The organism is Dyella sp. AD56 (assembly GCF_002878475.1).
Classification (GTDB): domain Bacteria; phylum Pseudomonadota; class Gammaproteobacteria; order Xanthomonadales; family Rhodanobacteraceae; genus Dyella.
Genome location: NZ_NRDP01000008.1, coordinates 1 through 16,401, shown reverse-complemented (window position 1 = coordinate 16,401; position 16,401 = coordinate 1). Strand labels below are relative to the sequence as shown.

The window sequence follows — 16,401 nt, the reverse complement described above, 5'->3', positions numbered from 1 at the left end:
CTCGGCGGCGGCCCGTGATGGCTCCGTGGGCAAGCGTCCGTGGACGACAGCAGCTCCTGCCGAAGCTGCTGGGCCAGCGGGTGGATGCGTGGCGCTTGGTGGACGAGCAGGTCGGCGGCCGGGGTAGGGAGTTCACCTTTACCGCCAACTTCAACGAACGGCGCACCCTGCATCACTGCATGGTGGACGCCTCCGCCGCGGTTACCGAGCCGGGTAACGGAGGCCCTTCATGCATGCTGCAGAGATGCCAGCAGCGCGTGCAGATTCTGCGGAACGATACGAATGAGCCCGCCGCGCGGACTATCGATGTCCGCGATAAGCATGAAGGACACCGCAACCACCAGCGGCAGCACCAACAGCAGCCCTCGTTGCGAGCCCGCCTTGAACGATCCCATGCCTACCAGCAGGTTGCTGCCGAGTGCCACCACCATCATCAGCAACCATGCAGCGACCGGAATGCGGTTCCACCAGGCGGCCTGCGTATAGCCTTCCGAATTCAGCACGTCGTTCATGCCCGCCACGACCAGTGCCGTGATCGGGGTGGGTTGCTGACCGGCAGGCGCGGCCATCCCCGCCCACAAACTGGCCTGCAGCGCGTTCTTGCGAGTGGCGATGGCCGGTAGCTGACTGCGGTCGGTGGTTTCGTAAAAGGTGATGCGCTGCTCCAGATAGCTGACCAGCAGGGGGCGTAGCTTGGTCGCATCCTCGGGCGGCAGCAGATCCAGACGGACGTACTCTGTGCCGATGGCGTTGGCTTCCGCTTCCTCGTAGTTCTTGCGCTGGTCGTAGCGGCTGATGGCCATGGAAAAGCTGAAGCCGATGATCAGGCCAAGCAGGGTCAGCGTGGCACCTTGCACTACGTTGAACGTATCGGCCGCCTCACCCTTGTTCGCAGAACCCCTGCGTGCCCACCACGCGCCGACGCGCTCGGCAATCCACATGCCGATCAGCGACAGGACAAACACCACAAGCGGGTGATTAAGGGTGAAACTCATGCGGGCGCCCCTTTGGCGGATGGCGACAGGCGTCGCGCGGCGGCCACAGTGTACGGACACTTGCGAAGTGAAAGTGAAAGGACACGCGGTGTCCCGTTGGCCAACAGTATGTCGACCGCCTTCTACGTCAGATGTTGGGTAGAAGAGGCGACTCATGACCTTCACCCAAAAAAAGCCGCCCAGAAGGCGGCTCGTTTGGATTCGTTTACCCCAGTAGGTTTCAGCTGTCCGCCATCGGCTTTCGCGGGCGGCACAACTTCAACGCTCATGCCGCCTTCTTGGTTCCTTCAATTACTTTTCGCGCGTCAGCCGCGGCGGACAAAGCGTTGACCACGTCGGAGTCAGTGAACCATTCGTTTGCAAGAATGGCATCCAACTCATCGACCCACCGTTGATGTCTTTCCAGATCGATATGCCCGAAGCCCTTCGCGGTAACCCACGCGATATGTTTAAGGTGATGATCCCGAATCTGTTCGATGATCTGCCGGTTCACAGAGCGTCCTTGGGCCAGTATTGGTGATGGGGCATGGTCTAGAGAGCGCTTCTCTAGCGCGAGTTAATGGACTCGAGATTTACACATCCATATCCAAAAGGAATATCGGAAAAATCCGAATAGCTCGCAAAAGAATCTCATTGAGGGAGGGCACTGTGTGGGGTATCGACGCTGAGGCGTGCCATGGTGTTACTTCGGCGCAATGGCCTATATGCATTTCCCAAGGCAGGTCGACGCGCTGCGAGGTTTGCCTGAAATGACGGCCAAAGCCATGGTGGTTCACTTCCAGAAAGAAAGTCCCGTGAACAAAAAAAAGCCCGGCGATTTCTCGCCGGGCTTTTTCTTCATTGGTCGAGGTGGCGGGGCGCCCCATAGGAACATCGACAACCCATTGATATCTGTAGGGATTTTAGGCATAAATAGGTGTCAACTAGGCACAAATTTGGCGCCTCAGGTGGTACCCCGCATCTTAGCCAAGCTCCCCGGCCCATGGGTGAACACAGGTGATCCGAGTTTGGGGTAGATGGATTCCAGGACCTCCCAGTCCAAGGTGGTATGAGCGAGGCTGGAAGTGAGTGAACAAGTAGCCTGTCTCTGGGCTACGGTGAATCGTGTTCTCGCAAACTTATACCCAGTGTCAGACCTCTAGCCCGAGCTTGCTGGCGACTTCAAGTGGTCGCGCATCGAGGAGATAGTGGCCCGCCTTGGCGTAGGGATGACATGCCTCGTTGAGCTCGACCTTGACCACGACAGAGCGATACGCCTCGACGTCTGAGGTGACGTGTTTGGGGTCGATGGTGGGCAGTTCGTCCCCGGACCAGGTAGGCTTGTGCAAGGGGAAGGTCGCGATGATTTTCCTAAGGTCTACAAGGAAGCTGAGGATTCTCCTTTCCTGACCTTGGGCCTTACCCCTTTTGACAAAGAAAATCGTTGCCATTGCCCCTCCATGTTCCTAGTTCGCCAGTTTCCGTACGCTCAGGTTATCTGGCCAGACCCCATCATAGCGACGGCATAGAAAGGCCGATGTTCCCCATATTGGTAAGGTGTCTCGCGCCATCCCTCACCAGTCCATCACGGGTCGAGCGTCACAGTTTTATGACGCCAGAGCCTGGTGGATCCAAGGAAAAAGGGAGAGAGCGGTTTATGCGATTGATGAGCATCGGGATGGGTTTGGTCCTGGTCAGTAGCACGGCACTGTGGGCACAGACGCCCAACCTTTCAGTACGAGGGTTGGGAAGCACCCAGCCGAGCGTTCAGAACGTCTCCAAAAGCCCTGGATGGCGCGTTTACCGCTTCTGGAAGGATGGGATTGAGTACCTGCAAGTCAATGACATCGCAGGGCAGGTCCACATGGCCTTTGGCACGGTAAACGGCCTTTTTATCGTCCTGCCGATGGGGGTGGACGCAGCCCAGGTCTCTACACCTGCGGTTCCCCTAAATGCGCCTGTGACAGGTCGGGAAGTGGTCTACCAAGACGCCCAGGCAACCGTCACGGCGGGTGTGAGCAATACCGGGCAGACGGTTTGGACTTTGACGCCGGCGACGGGTGCGACCCATGCGGCGTCCAGAGCCGTCAGCGCCAACAACACCTGTGACCCGAACGATTGTGGGATCAACCGGGTGCAATAGAGCGTTGGTTGAGAGTCACCTGTACACAGGGGCCTTCAACAGTTACGTCCCCTTCGAAGAGCTGCGCCCTGGTGCGCAGCTCTTCCAGTCCAAGGCCATGGGTCCCAAGGGACTTCGTGACCAGGTCCGATGGGGGCGGAGCGATGGCCTTTCCTGTACTGATGGCGGTGAGGCGTATCGTTAGGGTGCCCTGGATGCTTTCGGTATGGGTCGCCAGGATGATGTGGTCCGACGGATATTCCTTGAGCAAGTACGCCACAGCTTCACAGGCGAGGCGATAGAGCAGTGCAAGGCTATTCTTTGGAAGCACACTCAGCTGCCCACTGATGTTGGGTTGATACCGAATGCTGAGTTTGCCCAGGAAGCGTGCAATCGGCCCTTCAATGAAAGCTTTCGGGTGGCTTGCTCCCATGGGGGGAGCGAGAGCATTGGCGAGTTCCACAATGCGAAGCGTTGTTCTCGTCAGCATGTCCTTGTGAACATCGACTTCGCCACGGTTGTGCGTGTTGCCAAGATGCAGCAGAAGATGGCGATGGGCGCGTGCGAGTTCCACATGGGCAACGGATAGATCAAACGAGCTCCGTTGCAACTTCACCTCATAGAGGTGCTGCTCCAGCCTTGCCTTCTTTAGATGGTCCTCGGACAAAGAAAGCGCGCGCTTGAGCTTTGTCGTCTGTACGCCCAGAACAACGAACGTGGTGACGAACAGCGCCATCATGGACTGTGAGGAGAGGGTGCTCACATCGAACTTCGCGGGCATGAGGGATGCAATGGCAAAGCTCGAGACAGTTCCCATGAGCGCCGCACCCTTCCAGCCCCATTTCAAGCTGAAAAACGCTGTGGGAATGAACAACAAGGCCTGGCCGGCATAGGTCAACATGGCATTGTTGACGTACCGGAGCCCAAGCACCTCCGCAATGACTGCAAGAAGTACGATGGCACCATTTAAGAGAAAGTCTCGATTCTTCTCCCAGAGCACGCGAATAGAGCTCGCGTGATGCCATTCCATGGCGGCCATCAACATCAAAGGTACGGTCGCGACGATGCCGGTGTAAGCGCCAAGAAAGTAATCGGCGGCCAGCTGTGCCAAGGGTTTTCGGCCCACGACATCAGGATTTGGAATGAGGGACTCTACCAAGAGGCCGTCTATCACCAAGACCGCACTACATGCGATGACACAGGTTAAGACAGAGCTCAAGCGAAAGCGGGGATAAGTGAGCCCGCCCAGATACGTCCTGGTGAGCAGGACAATAGGCATCAGCAGCAGGATGGGTGGGACGATGGCTGCGAGGTAAAACGGCCACCCGAATGCAGTGATACAGCCCACGAGTCCGTAGGCAAGGAGCAGAAGCTCGCAGACGAAAAGCGTCGGCCAATACCGTTTTGGGGCTAGCAGAAGAACGCCGAGCTTGAAACCCGCAACGGGCGCGAAGTGCGAAAAGCCAAGCTTTCTCAGCAAAACATACAAAAGCCCATAAGTTACGGCTACGGCAAGCTGCCGGCCGAAGCCCTCAATCCTTTGCCCCATGGTTACCCCTAAAGAACGATTCTCCCCTAACTGTTTCAAGGTAGAGACGATACTGAGAAAAGACCGTGAAGAGGCCCTAAGAGTCGGGTGTCAGGCGGTACAGCATTTCCCGCCTGGACTGCTGGAGACCTGATGCGAAAGTTGACCTAAGCCTGTTTGGCCGACCTTCGCGCACGGCATTCTTCAACGTTGAAGAAAGATGCAAGCGAGCAGAAGCGAGTTGCGTCGCGATGACCGATGCTGGCGTAACGGTGCTTTCCCGATATCACATTAAGACGTCTAAATGTGACGCCCATCAACCTACAAGCGCTGTCGGAAAAACCTGACACGAATCTTCGCTTCGAAAGTTTATGCTCTGTTGGTAATGGCCATCGCAAGAATATCGCGAGGCTGAGGAAGCAAACGGAATGTGCTTCGCCCATCGAGGGCAGCGGTGACTGGTTCACCGTCCAACACCAAGGATTCGGTATGAAGCGTCCATGATGTCGTTTCAAGCGAGGCTCGTACTAGGCGCTTAGCCTAGTTGCGGACCATCGGCATTTGCCCTTCCTCAGGGCAGTAAATCCATTCTTCCGATGCCCTCTATGACGCGACTGTCTCGCGGCATCGATGTACGCGTGTTCGATGGAGAAGTCATGGCAAGGAACGCCAAATCAAGTTCGCTTCTGGACGACGGTCGACTATCAGCCCGGACCACGTTGAAGGGACGAATGACAGTATGGATAGCTGGCATTGCGCTAGTGCTAGGGACCTCGTTGGCCCAAGCGCAAGATGACAAAGATCCCTATGACTACACCATCGCCGGCGGCGATGGAACCATCTACCCGCATGCCGATGACGCATGCCAGGCCGCCTATCAAGCAGACATTCCGAAGATCCACGCGGCGGCTCCGGACACAGCAACGACGACAACCAAAATTCTTCCGTACCAATCTCCAACGGTCAATGCGACGTACTCGAATCCGCCGTTATTGATTGTCTACGACTGCAAGACGTCATTTCAAATCATCCGGAAGGTTTCCGGATCAGCGACTGACCTTCAGTTCACACACCTTATCTATGCCAAGAAGAAGGAGACCCCCTGTCCTGATGGCCAAGTGAAAAACAACTTCACTGGCAAGTGCGAGAGCCCCAGCGAGGACCAGCAGCGCAAGGAGGTGGGTGACCCCAATGACTTGCCACTCGGCGGCGTTACGACCTGTGCTGGTAATCCTGTCAGCATTGCGTCGGGCAATAAATTTCAGGAAGAGGAAGACTTCCGGGATGGCAATGGCGAGCTGGAGTTCAAGCGTTATTACAATGGCTTGAGTGGCCGTTGGAGCCACAGCTACGGCATGACACTGGATACCAACGGCAATACGTTACTGCTGACCTCGGATGATGGTCGTTCATCCATTTTCACCTTGACCAACGGAGTGCCGGTAGGTGAGCCGACGGAGCGGGGACGTCTCCAAAGGGTCAATGGGGCATGGGTCTACACCGCGCCTGACAATACTCGCTACACGTTTGACACGATGGGGTTGCTTGTAGGCAAGCAGCTCGCAGATGGGCGCGCGCAAACCATCGCCTACACGATTCAGAATTCGACCAAGTTTGCATTCACCGTCACCGATTCGGGCGGCCGGAAACTTCAATACGTCACCAGCTACTTTCGAGGGCCGATTGAAAGTCTTTCCGTGAATGGACTGACCGTGACCTATACGACCAATGCGCAGCGGGTCATCACCACCGTCGTTCAAGCTTGGAACAACCATTCGACTACCCGTAGTTATCTCTACGAGGACACCACTCATCCAGCACTTCTGACGGGCATTATCGATGAGCGCGGTGTTCGCTACGCCACTTGGAGCTTTGATAGCCAAGGGCGCGCCATCTCCAGCGAACACGCCAATGGGGCTGAAAAGGTCACGTTGGCTTACCCCGACGACACTACCGTGGTGGTAACCAACTCACTCGGCCATAACGTCACCTATCGATACCAAGTCATCCAAGGCATCAAGCGCGTCACCGCTATTGAAGGGGAGCCGACAGCGAGTTGCCCTGCCAGCAATACCACCTACACCTATACCGACCGAGGGCAGGTTGCCACTCGGACCGATGCCGTGGGCACCGTCACCGCCTATGCATACGACACATTGGGGCGCGAGACCTCCCGTGTGGAGGCCAAGGGTACGCCTCAGGAGCGCACCATTACGACGACGTGGGATGCCACGCGCTTTCTCCCACTGACCGTCACCACACCTGATCGCGCAACGACCTATACCTACGACGACCAAGGGCGACTGCTCACGTCTAGCGTTCACGCTGTGAAGGAATGACAGCCGTGAAGACAGCAAGCATCGTTCATCGATCTGTTAGATCAATCGTTTCATTGAAGACAACGGAAGGCATATCGCCAGGAAGGCCTACATGAAATGCGCAGAGCGTACGTTGGTTGTCGCTACAAATTGCAGCACTAAGGTTGCCGCAGAGGCTTCCTCTAGAAGCGCGAAGTCTCTTTATCTCTCCGCATTGATAGCGCTAGGCCTTGGCGCGATTGCGTCCACCGCCCGAGCTGATGACTCCCAATACTTCTATATCTTAAATGGTGACTCATCGGTTCAGTACAGCTCGGCCGACGATGCGTGCCAAGCACAGTACGCCAATGTGAAGCCACAAATCATCGCGGAGTACACCGACGCCAGCACTGGTTCATACGTGGTCATAAAGCCGTACGCGGGACCGTTTCCGACTCCAGGCGGACAGGACATCTACAGCTGCCCAACCTACTTCGATCTCTACAATAGCGCCGGTCTAGTCTCCGCCAACAACGATTGGGATGCAGCAATACAGCAGTTGGCTAAATCATGTCCCGCCGGACAGACCCTCAATATCCAGACCGAAGTATGTGAAGTGCCCACCGACGACCAAGACCGCAAAGAGACGGGCAACCCGCTTGACCCGTTGATGGGGGGCACCCTTGGTTGCGTACTGGATCCAGTCAGTGCGCCCACAGGCAATGTCTACGAGGAAGAAGTGGACTATCGGGATGCCGACGGTGAGCTCGAGTTTGTCCGTTACTACAACGGCCTCGGAGGAGGCGGTTGGTCCAACACCTACGGTGTGGCACTTCTCATCGACCCCTATGGACGGGGTTTTATGGTCACGCAAGCAGGCGGCCGACAATCTGCATTCACCGTTGTGAATGGCGTTGTCGTGCCTGAAACAACGGAGCAGGGAAGTCTTACCCAGGTCGGAGGGCAGTGGGTCTACAGTTCTTCGAGCAACGAGCAGTTTACGTTCGATGCTCTAGGTCGCTTGGTTCGTTGGCGGCGGGCCAATGGTCTGGCGCAGACCCTTAGCTATACCGACGACAGCATGGGAAATTCGACGGCGACCGTTACCGACTCGCAGGGACACACGCTGCAAATCGTCCGGTCTGCCTTTGGCATCGCGAGCATGACCGTCAACGGACTGACGGTGACCTATACCAACGACAATATGTATCGCCTCTCCAAGGTCACGAAGACCTGGGGTAGCCATACGACATCTCGAACCTACTTGTACGAAGACCCGGTGAACATGCTTTCGATGACGGGTCTCGTTGATGAGCGAGGTGTCCGCGTCGCGACCTGGCAATACGACAGTCAAGGTCGAGCCGTAGCGAATTCCGGGGCGGATGGGGTCGCGAGCGGAACACTTGCTTACAACAACGACACCTCGACGACGGTCACCAATGCCCTTGGTAACGCGGTGACCTATCAATACCAGGTCATTCAGGGCATCAAACGCATCACTGCTATCCAGGGTGCGCCCGCTGTGGGCTGTCCCGCGAGCAATACCGCATACACGTACACGGACCGAGGGCAGGTGGCGAGTCGAACGGATGCCCTCGGCACAGTGACGACCTACGCTTACGACACATTGGGACGTGAAACCTCTCGTGTCGAGGCCAAGGGCACGCCACAGGAACGCACCATCACCACGACGTGGGACCCCACTCGCTTCTTGCCTTTGACGGTGACCACGCCCGACCGTGTGACGACCTACACCTACGACGACCAAGGGCGCCTGCTGTCGTCCAGCGCTCATGCGGTTAAGGAGTGAAGCACATCAACGGATATCGGAATAGCTAACGCCGCCCAGAGCCTTGGTCGGGAATGAAGCGGACTTCTCTTTCTCTATGGATGATTGCAATGGCAAGGAATGCTGCAAGTAACCGCGTGACTCATCGGCAATGGGGGCTTCGTCCATGTTTGATGGACGCGAAGTTCGGCCATCAAAAAGCTGGGCGCCCACCGGCAATGCTCGGTCGTATAGGGCTTTGCATTCTTGTCGCACTTGGGTCGTTCAGTGCTCGTGCGGCGGATGGCGATTTTTACTACGTCTTGGATTCGAATCCAGACAAATACGCGTCACCGGATGAGGCTTGTCAAGTTGCCTACGCGGCCGACGGTCCAGTTATTCTGGCAAACAATCCCAGCACGCCAACCTTGACGGTCAAGGTTCTTCCCTACCAGTCCCCAGTGCAGGATCCGAACTCTACACCGCCGAATAACGTGTTCTACGACTGTCAGACCTACTATCAGTTTACGAATACCAAGACTGGGGATGTTTCGCAGGCCTCGTACTACCACGCGGTGTGGCAAAAGCGCGATGGGTGTCCGCAGGGGCAGATCTACAACCCCATTCAGCAGTCCTGCGAATCCCCTGATCAGGACCAGGAGCGCAAGGAAGAAGGAGACCCGATTACTCCACCTCTGGGTGGTGTGATCACCTGTGCAGGAAATCCTGTGAGCATTGCATCCGGGAACAAGTTCCAGAAGGAAGAGGACTTTGTCGACGGCAATGGAGAGTTGCGCTTCGTTCGCTACTACAACGGTCTGAGTGGCGGTTGGTCAACCAGTTATGGCGCGGCCCTGTATCTTGACCCCAAGGCCATCCTTCTGTTCTCGGAAGATGGTCGTCGCTCCATATTCACCATGCAAAATGGCGTCGCTATCCCGGAGGCAACAGAACAGGGAACCCTACAGTTGGTCAATGGACAGTGGACATATTTCTCACCGTCCAATGAGCAAATGACCTTTGATACGCAGGGGCGATTGGTCCGCTATCAACTCGCAGATGGGCGGGCACAGACCTTGACCTACACGAGCGGTGGTGGAACGAAGCTCGTCGCAAGTGTGACGGACTCGGTCGGTCACCAACTTCAGTTCACGATGAGCTATTTGGGTGGACCGGTCGAGAGTCTGTCGGTTGGCAGCCTCGCAGTGAACTATACCTACGACAACTTCCAGCGTCTGACGAGCCTCGTCCGAACATGGCAAGGTCACACCGCGAAGCGAAGTTATTTTTACGAAGTCACGGCCAAGCCATTTCTGCTAACCGGCATCGCTGACGAGCGTGGTATTCGCTACGCGACGTGGCAATACGATGCACAAGGCAGGGCGATTTCGAGTGAGCACGCCAACGGTGCGGAGAAGGTCACGCTCGCCTACCCGGACGAAAGTACGACGGTTGTGACCAACTCGATTGGTCACAATGTCACGTATCGGTACCAAATAATTCAAGGCGTCAAACGCGTCACCGCAATCGAAGGCGAGCCTACTGCTGGCTGCCCTGCGAGCAACACCACGTATACGTACACCGACCGTGGCCAAGTGGCGACACGAACCGATGCCTTAGGCACCGTTACCACCTACGCCTACGACACCTTGGGTCGCGAGACCTCCCGTGTGGAAGCCAAAGGATCTTCCCAAGAGAGAACGACCACCACGACTTGGGATGCGACTCGCTTTCTCCCTTTGACCGTCACCACGCCCGATAGGGTGACGACCTACACCTACGACGACCAAGGACGCCTGCGTTCGTCCAGCGTTCACGCCATCAAGGAATGACAGACATGAAGAAACGGATTCTTTGCGGTCTCGTCGCGTTGAGCTTGTCGGCGGTGGTGGCACATGCCACAACGCCAGACCGGTCCTCAACCTTGACGTACAACACCCAGGGCCTACTCGCGAGCGTCGATGGTCCTCGCACGGACGTCAATGACATCACGCGCTACACGTACGATGCCTCGGGTCGTCTGTCGACGATCACGGATGCCTTGGGGCATGTAACGACCCTCGACACCTACGACATGTACGGCAACCCCGGGCGCTCGACCGACGCCAACGGTGTAGTGACAACGATGGCCTACACGCCGGAAGGGTGGCTTCAGTCCACGACTCGAGATAGCACGGGAACGCCAGCCACCACGACCATGACCTACAACGCGGTCGGCGACGTCATCCAGACCAAGGATGCCGACGGCGTTGTAGTCAGTTACACCTACGATGATGCGCGGCGCCTGACTGATATCACAGACGCCTTTGGCAACCACATCCATTACACCCTGGATGCGGAAGGCAACCGGCTCAAGGAAGAGACCTTTGATGCGTCGGGTGCGCTCAAGCGCAGTGTGGCCCGTACGTTCAATAGCCTAAGCCAAGTACTGACGGTCACCGATGGCCTCAAGCAGACCATCCTGACCTACGCCAGTACCGATGGCTACGACGCGGCCGGTCACCCCCAGCACAGCTCTGATGCCGCTGGTATTCAGCGCAAGCTTGGCTACGACTCGCTGGGGCGCCTGGTCAGCACCATCCAGAACTACAACGGTACTGATACCAGTACGCAAAACAGCCAAAGCGTGGTGGCCTACGACAACAGCGACCAGGTGGAAGGCGTCAGTGACCCAGACAACATTGCGACGGTCTACGACCGCAATGGCCTGGGGGACCTCAAAGCCGTCCACAGTGGGGATACAGGCACGACGGCCTACACCTATGATGCGGCGGGGAACGTGCTGACCCGGCTTGATGCCAATGGGGTCACCCGGACCTTTACTTACGACGCATTGAATCGTGTTTCGAGCGTGACCTTTGCCGATGCGACGCTCAACATCGCCTATGGCTACGATGAGCCCAACAGCACGACGGGGTGCACAAGCTCGACCCCGATTGGTCACCTGACTCGCATCATCGAGAACGCGGTCACGACCGTCTATTGCTACGACGCCCGTGGCAACGTGCTTGAAAAGCGCCAGACCCAAGGACTGGCAACCGATACCACCCGGTATACCTACACGCTGGCAGGCCGCCTAAGCAGTGTCATGACACCCGGTCAGACACTGATTCAGTACACGCGAGACAAAGCGGGGCAGGTGACGTCGGTATCCACCTCGCCCATCAAGGGAGCGGGTTCGACGGTTGTTAGCAACATCAGCTATCTGCCCTTTGGCCCCGCCACGGCCTATACCTTGGGCAATGGCGTCGTCGTGACCCGCACCTACGACGCGAATTACAGCCTGACGGATATCACGAGCACCGCGTTCAATTGGCACGTGACTCGAAACGCCATGGGCAATATCACAGCCCTTGGAGATGTGCCGGGCGCGAGTCCTGCAACCGAAACCTATGGCTACGACCCACTGTATCGACTGGCCGGGGTCAACGATGCGACAGGTCAAGCCATTGAGGCGTACACCTACAACAAGACGGGGGACCGGCTAAGCAAGACGGCCTCTGGTACAGCGAGTGGTCTTTACACCTACGACAGTGGCACTCATCACCTCACCTCCATTGGCAATCAGGCGAGGTTGTACGACGCCAATGGCAACACGACCGGCAGTGCGGTCGGCGGCGAAGCGTTTGGTTTCACGTACAACGGCCGAAATCGCCTGGCGAGCGTGCTTCGCAATGGCCGCGTGGTCGGCACCTACACCTACAACGCCCTCAACGAGCGTGTTGCCAAGTCTGCAACCTTCCCGGCGACCCTCAACCAGCGCTTTGTCTACGATGGTAGTCAGCAGTTGGTTGGCGAGTATGGAGATACGACCCGCGACTACATCTGGCTCGGTGGTCTTCCCATTGCCGTGGTGGACACGTCGGCGACCACGAGCACCACGAGCTATGTTGTAGCGGACGGCCTCGGCTCCCCGCGTGCCGTAACTGACGCTACGGGCGTGACCATTTGGCAGTGGTCGATGAAGGGGAATCCCTTTGGTGAGCAGCAGCCGACCAGCACCAATGGCTTTACCTACAATCTCCGTTTCCCCGGGCAGTACTACGACCAGGAAAGCGGCCTCGCACAGAACGTCAATCGTGACTATGAGGCTGCGATTGGCCGCTATGTTCAGAGCGACCCTTCGGGACTAGGGGGCGGACTAAGCACCTACGCATACGTAGGAAGCCAGCCGTTGGGCAATGTAGATCCACTAGGACTGGCATGCCCCGCCAACCTGAAGGCGGCTGGCACATGCTTCGACGCAAGCAACTTTGATGCGAGTAAGAGTGACGACATCACTGTCAGCGGCAACGCTCAAACCGATGAGGTCGCTGCGTTAAGCGCGCGAACGCTGGATACATCGATTACCGACGAGAACTATGCGTCTATTTCAAATCTCGATGAGTTCTTACCTGCGACCGGCACTGGTCGATACACCAGTAAGGGATACGAAGGTAAGTTCTCTTTTGATCCATCATCTAGTCAAGCTATTTGCCATTCTCACCCAGGGGCTGACGGATTCTCACCAACGCCAGGGTATGGTGACAATAAAGTCATCGAGAAGTTTGGCCTGCCGAACTACATCGTGCGAAAAGGTGTCGTTGGAGTAGTGGAGAAAGTCGATGGTCAGTACCAGTATCGTTTGATCCTTGGTCACCTTGACCCGTCAATGAAGCGCATTACGCAACGTCAACTCAACGATTATCAAAAGCCATGAAGAAACACACGCGCATTGCTCGCCAAATGGTGATGGCTTTCCTCGCGCTTTCACTTGCCGGATGTGCAAATCAAGCTGAACGAAAGGACGACGCGAAATTCGCACAGCTTTTCGTTGATGCACATCCTTTTCTCGGGCAAAAGGTCACGGTCGAGGGATACCTGCGATATGAGTTCGAGAATAGAAACCTGTTTCCCACTAGTGACAAGGGAGGCTCGGGACGGCAGGGCTACTGTCTTCCTGTGCTTATCGAGAGGGACAGGCAGGATGTCCTCACGAAAGCGGAGCAACTCAGTGGCGAAGTTGTGAGAATTTCTGGAACCATCGTAGATCCGACACCGCCTGGATTGAAGTCTTTGGGAACATGCAAGGACATAGGCATCGTTCCAGACAGTATTGAACTCACGAAATGATCTCTCTCATGATGAGCCACATCGTGCCAAGACTGGGTGCTACAACACTCCGTCTTAGAACCAACACGATTTCGTAGTATCTATCGTTACTAATAAGTTGCTCAACAGAAGGGAAAGAAAGTGGCGCGCCTCAGTTACGAAGACTCATGCCGCCGTCTGGAAGGAAAGTACATCGACCCGGATGTGCCGCCATTGCCCCAGCGCATGCCGCATCCGGACGATGAAGGGGCGCTCGGAGTCTGCTTTTTTCGCACGATGGTCCGTGAGGGTGATGACTTGAGTAACCTCACCCTCCCACGCACGTTCTTCGGCCGATCTGAGATAAGCAAGACTGCGTTTCGGAATACTGACCTCCGAGAGTCCTACATGTGTTGGAACGACTTTGCGGACGTGGATTTTTCCAATGCAGTTCTTGCCGGATGCGACATGAGAGCATCGCAGTACCTTGAAGTGAACTTTGAAGCGGCGGACATGACCGGTGCGGACATGCGGTTGTCCTCGTTTGTGGGCTGCAATTTTGAGGACGCCACGTTGAAAGGCGCCATCTTGACCAGGGCGCAGGGCGAGAAACTGGCTCTCTCTAGGACTCAGCGTCTTGAGATTGCTTGGGCCGAGGAAGATGGTCAGGAACCCGCTGGCGGTTAGCCTGTTTCAGCTCGGCAATGGGGGAAGCCCTTGGCTGGCCACCATGTGCGGGTCAATATTGCGAGCAATGTGGCCGAGACGATAGGACGAACAGCTGGTCATTTGCCCTGAATGCGAGGCGACGCACATGGAGTTCTTTGAAGTTCGCCCTGAGGTCCCCGGAGGGCTAGGGCCTCACACATCGATGGATAGAAGCACACATCCACCAGAAGTGGATGTGCTTCACTACGTGTTTGATGGGTGGTCTGGCGACGTGCTGTTGACCAGCTTTCCGTGTTATCTCGTCACCGATGATGCGAAGTGTGAGCTGCAAAGAACGGGAGCAACTGGCGCATCCTTTGGCTCAGTTGAGGTCGGAACGTCTGAGACATTTGTTGAGCTTTTCGCGGGGAAGGCATTGCCACCATTTTCCTGGCTTCAGGTGAAGGGTGTACCTGGCGTGGACGACTTCGGCATCGCACCTAACCTCAGATTGATAGTGTCAGAGCGGGTTCTGGACGTCTTTAAATCGCTTCAGCTTGTTGAGGCAAGGGTAAATCTCTATGCCGAGACTGGATGATTGCAATGACATCCTGGCCGATGGGGAGCCCTATCGGCCAACGGAGTAGGCAAGTTCAGTTGAATACGGTGAATTGAAATGCGATCCCTATCGGACAATCGGTATGGCCAAATGGCTTGGACCATGGGATTCATTCAGGCACCCGCCAGCGAGGTGGCGGGCGCCTATCTTGCTTGGCAAACGGCAATTCAAAACAAGCGCGGTGTAGATATACGCGAAGAGCACAGACATGGAGGACTGCAAAGTGCCTTCGATGGTCTTCTGCCGTTGACTAGCGTGGAGCGGCGGCGTTCGGTCTTCATCCAGACCATGTCTGATTGGACCGCCTACTTTGACAACGGCGTAATGGGCAGCGATCCCATGCCAGTCGTTGCCCATCTCTGCCTTCAGCAAGGCTGGAAGGGTGTTTGTGCGACAAGCGTGCCAAATAGCTTTGATGCAAAGGCGGGGAGGGGTAGTTATAGGTCGACACAATGGGAAATCTATGGTCCATCACGGACCGAATGGCTAAATGTTGAGCGCACATTGGCGGCTTCAAATGATGGAGGTCGCTGGGTCTTCGTTGATCAAGGTGCCAAGCTACCCTTTGAGCAGGTGGAGTTCTACCAGAAGAAACGTATCCAAGACCGTTTCACGCCAGAGTTGCTGGAGAGCTACCTAAAAGAGATGGGGATTCGCGCCTTCGATGAAGATTTCTACGAATCCTCTGAGGGCCATTGGTTGCTTAACAAATCTGGCCCCCACGCGCCCCAGATGCAGAGCTATACGCTTGAGGAGTCGTACGCGTTACCTGGGGGCATCGGGTGAAGAGTAGTGGCACTGATGGTCAAGCGATTACCCTTTGAAGAGGGGAGCTGGTTCCTGCTGCCGTTACTCGCGAACCCGATTGTGGTGGGGTGTTCAGTTGGTCCAGATGGGCCATTGCATCAAGAGTGACCCTTCGGGAGAAGCTAAATCGTTGAACTTTGCGGATCCGATAGGATTGCAGGTGTTCCCGATCAAATCTGTCCTGGTTGGCGCTGCTGTTGAGGGTGGTCGCTGAGGAGTAATAAATGCCTTTCGAGACAGCAAGAGCGACTACATGTGAAATCGTGAGCCTCATTTCCGATGGTCAGTATGGTCGCGCATTAGGGATGTGCTCCATCTCGCGGCTTAGTGAGGAGGCGACGTCCCCCCGCTTTCAGTAGCGGGACGAATTAGAGCCCAGTGTCACTTTAGCTGCTTCGCATAGTCGGCGGGCGTGAGCCCGCCCAAAGCCTTCTTGGGTCGTTCTTCGTTGTATTCCCGGCGCCAGGTTTCGATCTCGGTGCGTGCGTGAAGCAGGCTGGGAAACCAGTGCTCGTTGAGGCATTCATCGCGCAAGCGCCCGTTGAACGATTCGATGTAAGCGTTCTGG

At 56.3% G+C, this 16,401-nt stretch carries 15 protein-coding genes; 9 read left to right on the top strand and 6 right to left on the bottom strand.

The annotated features are described in order from the left end of the window. Positions 1 to 227: 227 nt before the first annotated feature. From DyAD56_RS07725 to DyAD56_RS07715, 4 genes are all read right to left on the bottom strand, one after another. On the bottom strand, positions 228 to 995 hold the full coding sequence (locus DyAD56_RS07725) for a hypothetical protein (protein ID WP_102302188.1): 768 nt from the start codon (positions 993 to 995) through the stop codon (positions 228 to 230). Positions 996 to 1,260: 265 nt separating this feature from the next. Continuing rightward, positions 1,261 to 1,488, bottom strand: coding sequence for a hypothetical protein (locus DyAD56_RS07720; protein ID WP_102302187.1), 228 nt, complete (start codon positions 1,486 to 1,488; stop codon positions 1,261 to 1,263). A 79-nt stretch (positions 1,489 to 1,567) separates the two neighbouring features. Next, on the bottom strand, positions 1,568 to 1,861 hold the full coding sequence (locus DyAD56_RS23545; protein ID WP_146010462.1) for a hypothetical protein: 294 nt from the start codon (positions 1,859 to 1,861) through the stop codon (positions 1,568 to 1,570). 264 nt (positions 1,862 to 2,125) lie between these two features. Beyond that, on the bottom strand, positions 2,126 to 2,425 hold the full coding sequence (locus tag DyAD56_RS07715; RefSeq protein ID WP_102302186.1) for a hypothetical protein: 300 nt from the start codon (positions 2,423 to 2,425) through the stop codon (positions 2,126 to 2,128). Between the two features lie 206 nt (positions 2,426 to 2,631). On the opposite strand from DyAD56_RS07715, the gene DyAD56_RS07710 reads away from it, so the two are divergent. Further along, a complete protein-coding gene (locus tag DyAD56_RS07710; protein ID WP_102302185.1) occupies positions 2,632 to 3,117 on the top strand; it encodes a hypothetical protein in 486 nt (161 codons plus the stop codon). On the opposite strand, the gene DyAD56_RS07705 is transcribed toward DyAD56_RS07710, so the two are convergent. Next, entirely contained in the window at positions 3,101 to 4,645 is a 1,545-nt protein-coding gene (locus tag DyAD56_RS07705; protein WP_102302184.1) for a hypothetical protein, read from the bottom strand. The two genes, DyAD56_RS07710 and DyAD56_RS07705, sit on opposite strands and share 17 nt — an antisense overlap. Positions 4,646 to 5,280: 635 nt before the next feature. Here DyAD56_RS07705 and DyAD56_RS07700 point away from each other — a divergent pair. From DyAD56_RS07700 to DyAD56_RS07665, 8 genes are all read left to right on the top strand, one after another. After that, complete coding sequence (locus tag DyAD56_RS07700; protein ID WP_158241288.1) at positions 5,281 to 6,963, top strand: DUF6531 domain-containing protein; 1,683 nt, start codon at positions 5,281 to 5,283, stop codon at positions 6,961 to 6,963. Positions 6,964 to 7,054: 91 nt separating this feature from the next. Then, positions 7,055 to 8,731 carry a DUF6531 domain-containing protein gene (locus DyAD56_RS07695; protein ID WP_102302182.1) on the top strand — a complete coding sequence of 559 codons (1,677 nt, stop codon included), beginning with the start codon at positions 7,055 to 7,057 and terminating at the stop codon, positions 8,729 to 8,731. Between the two features lie 53 nt (positions 8,732 to 8,784). Further along, positions 8,785 to 10,521 carry a DUF6531 domain-containing protein gene (locus tag DyAD56_RS07690; RefSeq protein WP_146010461.1) on the top strand — a complete coding sequence of 579 codons (1,737 nt, stop codon included), beginning with the start codon at positions 8,785 to 8,787 and terminating at the stop codon, positions 10,519 to 10,521. 5 nt (positions 10,522 to 10,526) lie between these two features. Then, on the top strand, positions 10,527 to 13,388 hold the full coding sequence (locus DyAD56_RS07685; RefSeq protein ID WP_158241287.1) for an RHS repeat-associated core domain-containing protein: 2,862 nt from the start codon (positions 10,527 to 10,529) through the stop codon (positions 13,386 to 13,388). Beyond that, entirely contained in the window at positions 13,385 to 13,801 is a 417-nt protein-coding gene (locus DyAD56_RS07680; protein WP_102302179.1) for a hypothetical protein, read from the top strand. The genes DyAD56_RS07685 and DyAD56_RS07680 overlap by 4 nt, the downstream gene beginning before the upstream one ends. 120 nt (positions 13,802 to 13,921) lie before the next feature. Continuing rightward, positions 13,922 to 14,446, top strand: a complete 525-nt coding sequence (locus tag DyAD56_RS07675; RefSeq protein ID WP_102302178.1) for a pentapeptide repeat-containing protein — start codon at positions 13,922 to 13,924, stop codon at positions 14,444 to 14,446. Positions 14,447 to 14,573: 127 nt separating this feature from the next. Further along, a complete protein-coding gene (locus DyAD56_RS07670; RefSeq protein WP_102302177.1) occupies positions 14,574 to 15,005 on the top strand; it encodes a hypothetical protein in 432 nt (143 codons plus the stop codon). A 111-nt stretch (positions 15,006 to 15,116) separates the two neighbouring features. Next, positions 15,117 to 15,812 carry a hypothetical protein gene (locus DyAD56_RS07665; RefSeq protein WP_102302176.1) on the top strand — a complete coding sequence of 232 codons (696 nt, stop codon included), beginning with the start codon at positions 15,117 to 15,119 and terminating at the stop codon, positions 15,810 to 15,812. A 402-nt stretch (positions 15,813 to 16,214) separates the two neighbouring features. Here the strand turns inward: DyAD56_RS07665 and DyAD56_RS07660 are convergent. After that, on the bottom strand, positions 16,215 to 16,401 hold a 187-nt coding region (locus tag DyAD56_RS07660), incomplete at its 5' end, for an integrase core domain-containing protein (RefSeq protein ID WP_146010459.1).

Coding starts and splice junctions, on each gene's coding strand:
- DyAD56_RS07670 (WP_102302177.1), top strand. CDS start 14,574: ATGGAGTTCTTTGAAGTTCGCCCTGAGGTCCCCGGAGGGCTAGGGCCT.
- DyAD56_RS23545 (WP_146010462.1), bottom strand. CDS start 1,861: ATGGGGCGCCCCGCCACCTCGACCAATGAAGAAAAAGCCCGGCGAGAA.
- DyAD56_RS07710 (WP_102302185.1), top strand. CDS start 2,632: ATGCGATTGATGAGCATCGGGATGGGTTTGGTCCTGGTCAGTAGCACG.
- DyAD56_RS07690 (WP_146010461.1), top strand. CDS start 8,785: ATGAAGCGGACTTCTCTTTCTCTATGGATGATTGCAATGGCAAGGAAT.
- DyAD56_RS07725 (WP_102302188.1), bottom strand. CDS start 995: ATGAGTTTCACCCTTAATCACCCGCTTGTGGTGTTTGTCCTGTCGCTG.
- DyAD56_RS07705 (WP_102302184.1), bottom strand. CDS start 4,645: ATGGGGCAAAGGATTGAGGGCTTCGGCCGGCAGCTTGCCGTAGCCGTA.
- DyAD56_RS07715 (WP_102302186.1), bottom strand. CDS start 2,425: ATGGCAACGATTTTCTTTGTCAAAAGGGGTAAGGCCCAAGGTCAGGAA.
- DyAD56_RS07695 (WP_102302182.1), top strand. CDS start 7,055: ATGAAATGCGCAGAGCGTACGTTGGTTGTCGCTACAAATTGCAGCACT.
- DyAD56_RS07680 (WP_102302179.1), top strand. CDS start 13,385: ATGAAGAAACACACGCGCATTGCTCGCCAAATGGTGATGGCTTTCCTC.
- DyAD56_RS07685 (WP_158241287.1), top strand. CDS start 10,527: ATGAAGAAACGGATTCTTTGCGGTCTCGTCGCGTTGAGCTTGTCGGCG.
- DyAD56_RS07700 (WP_158241288.1), top strand. CDS start 5,281: ATGGCAAGGAACGCCAAATCAAGTTCGCTTCTGGACGACGGTCGACTA.
- DyAD56_RS07665 (WP_102302176.1), top strand. CDS start 15,117: ATGGCTTGGACCATGGGATTCATTCAGGCACCCGCCAGCGAGGTGGCG.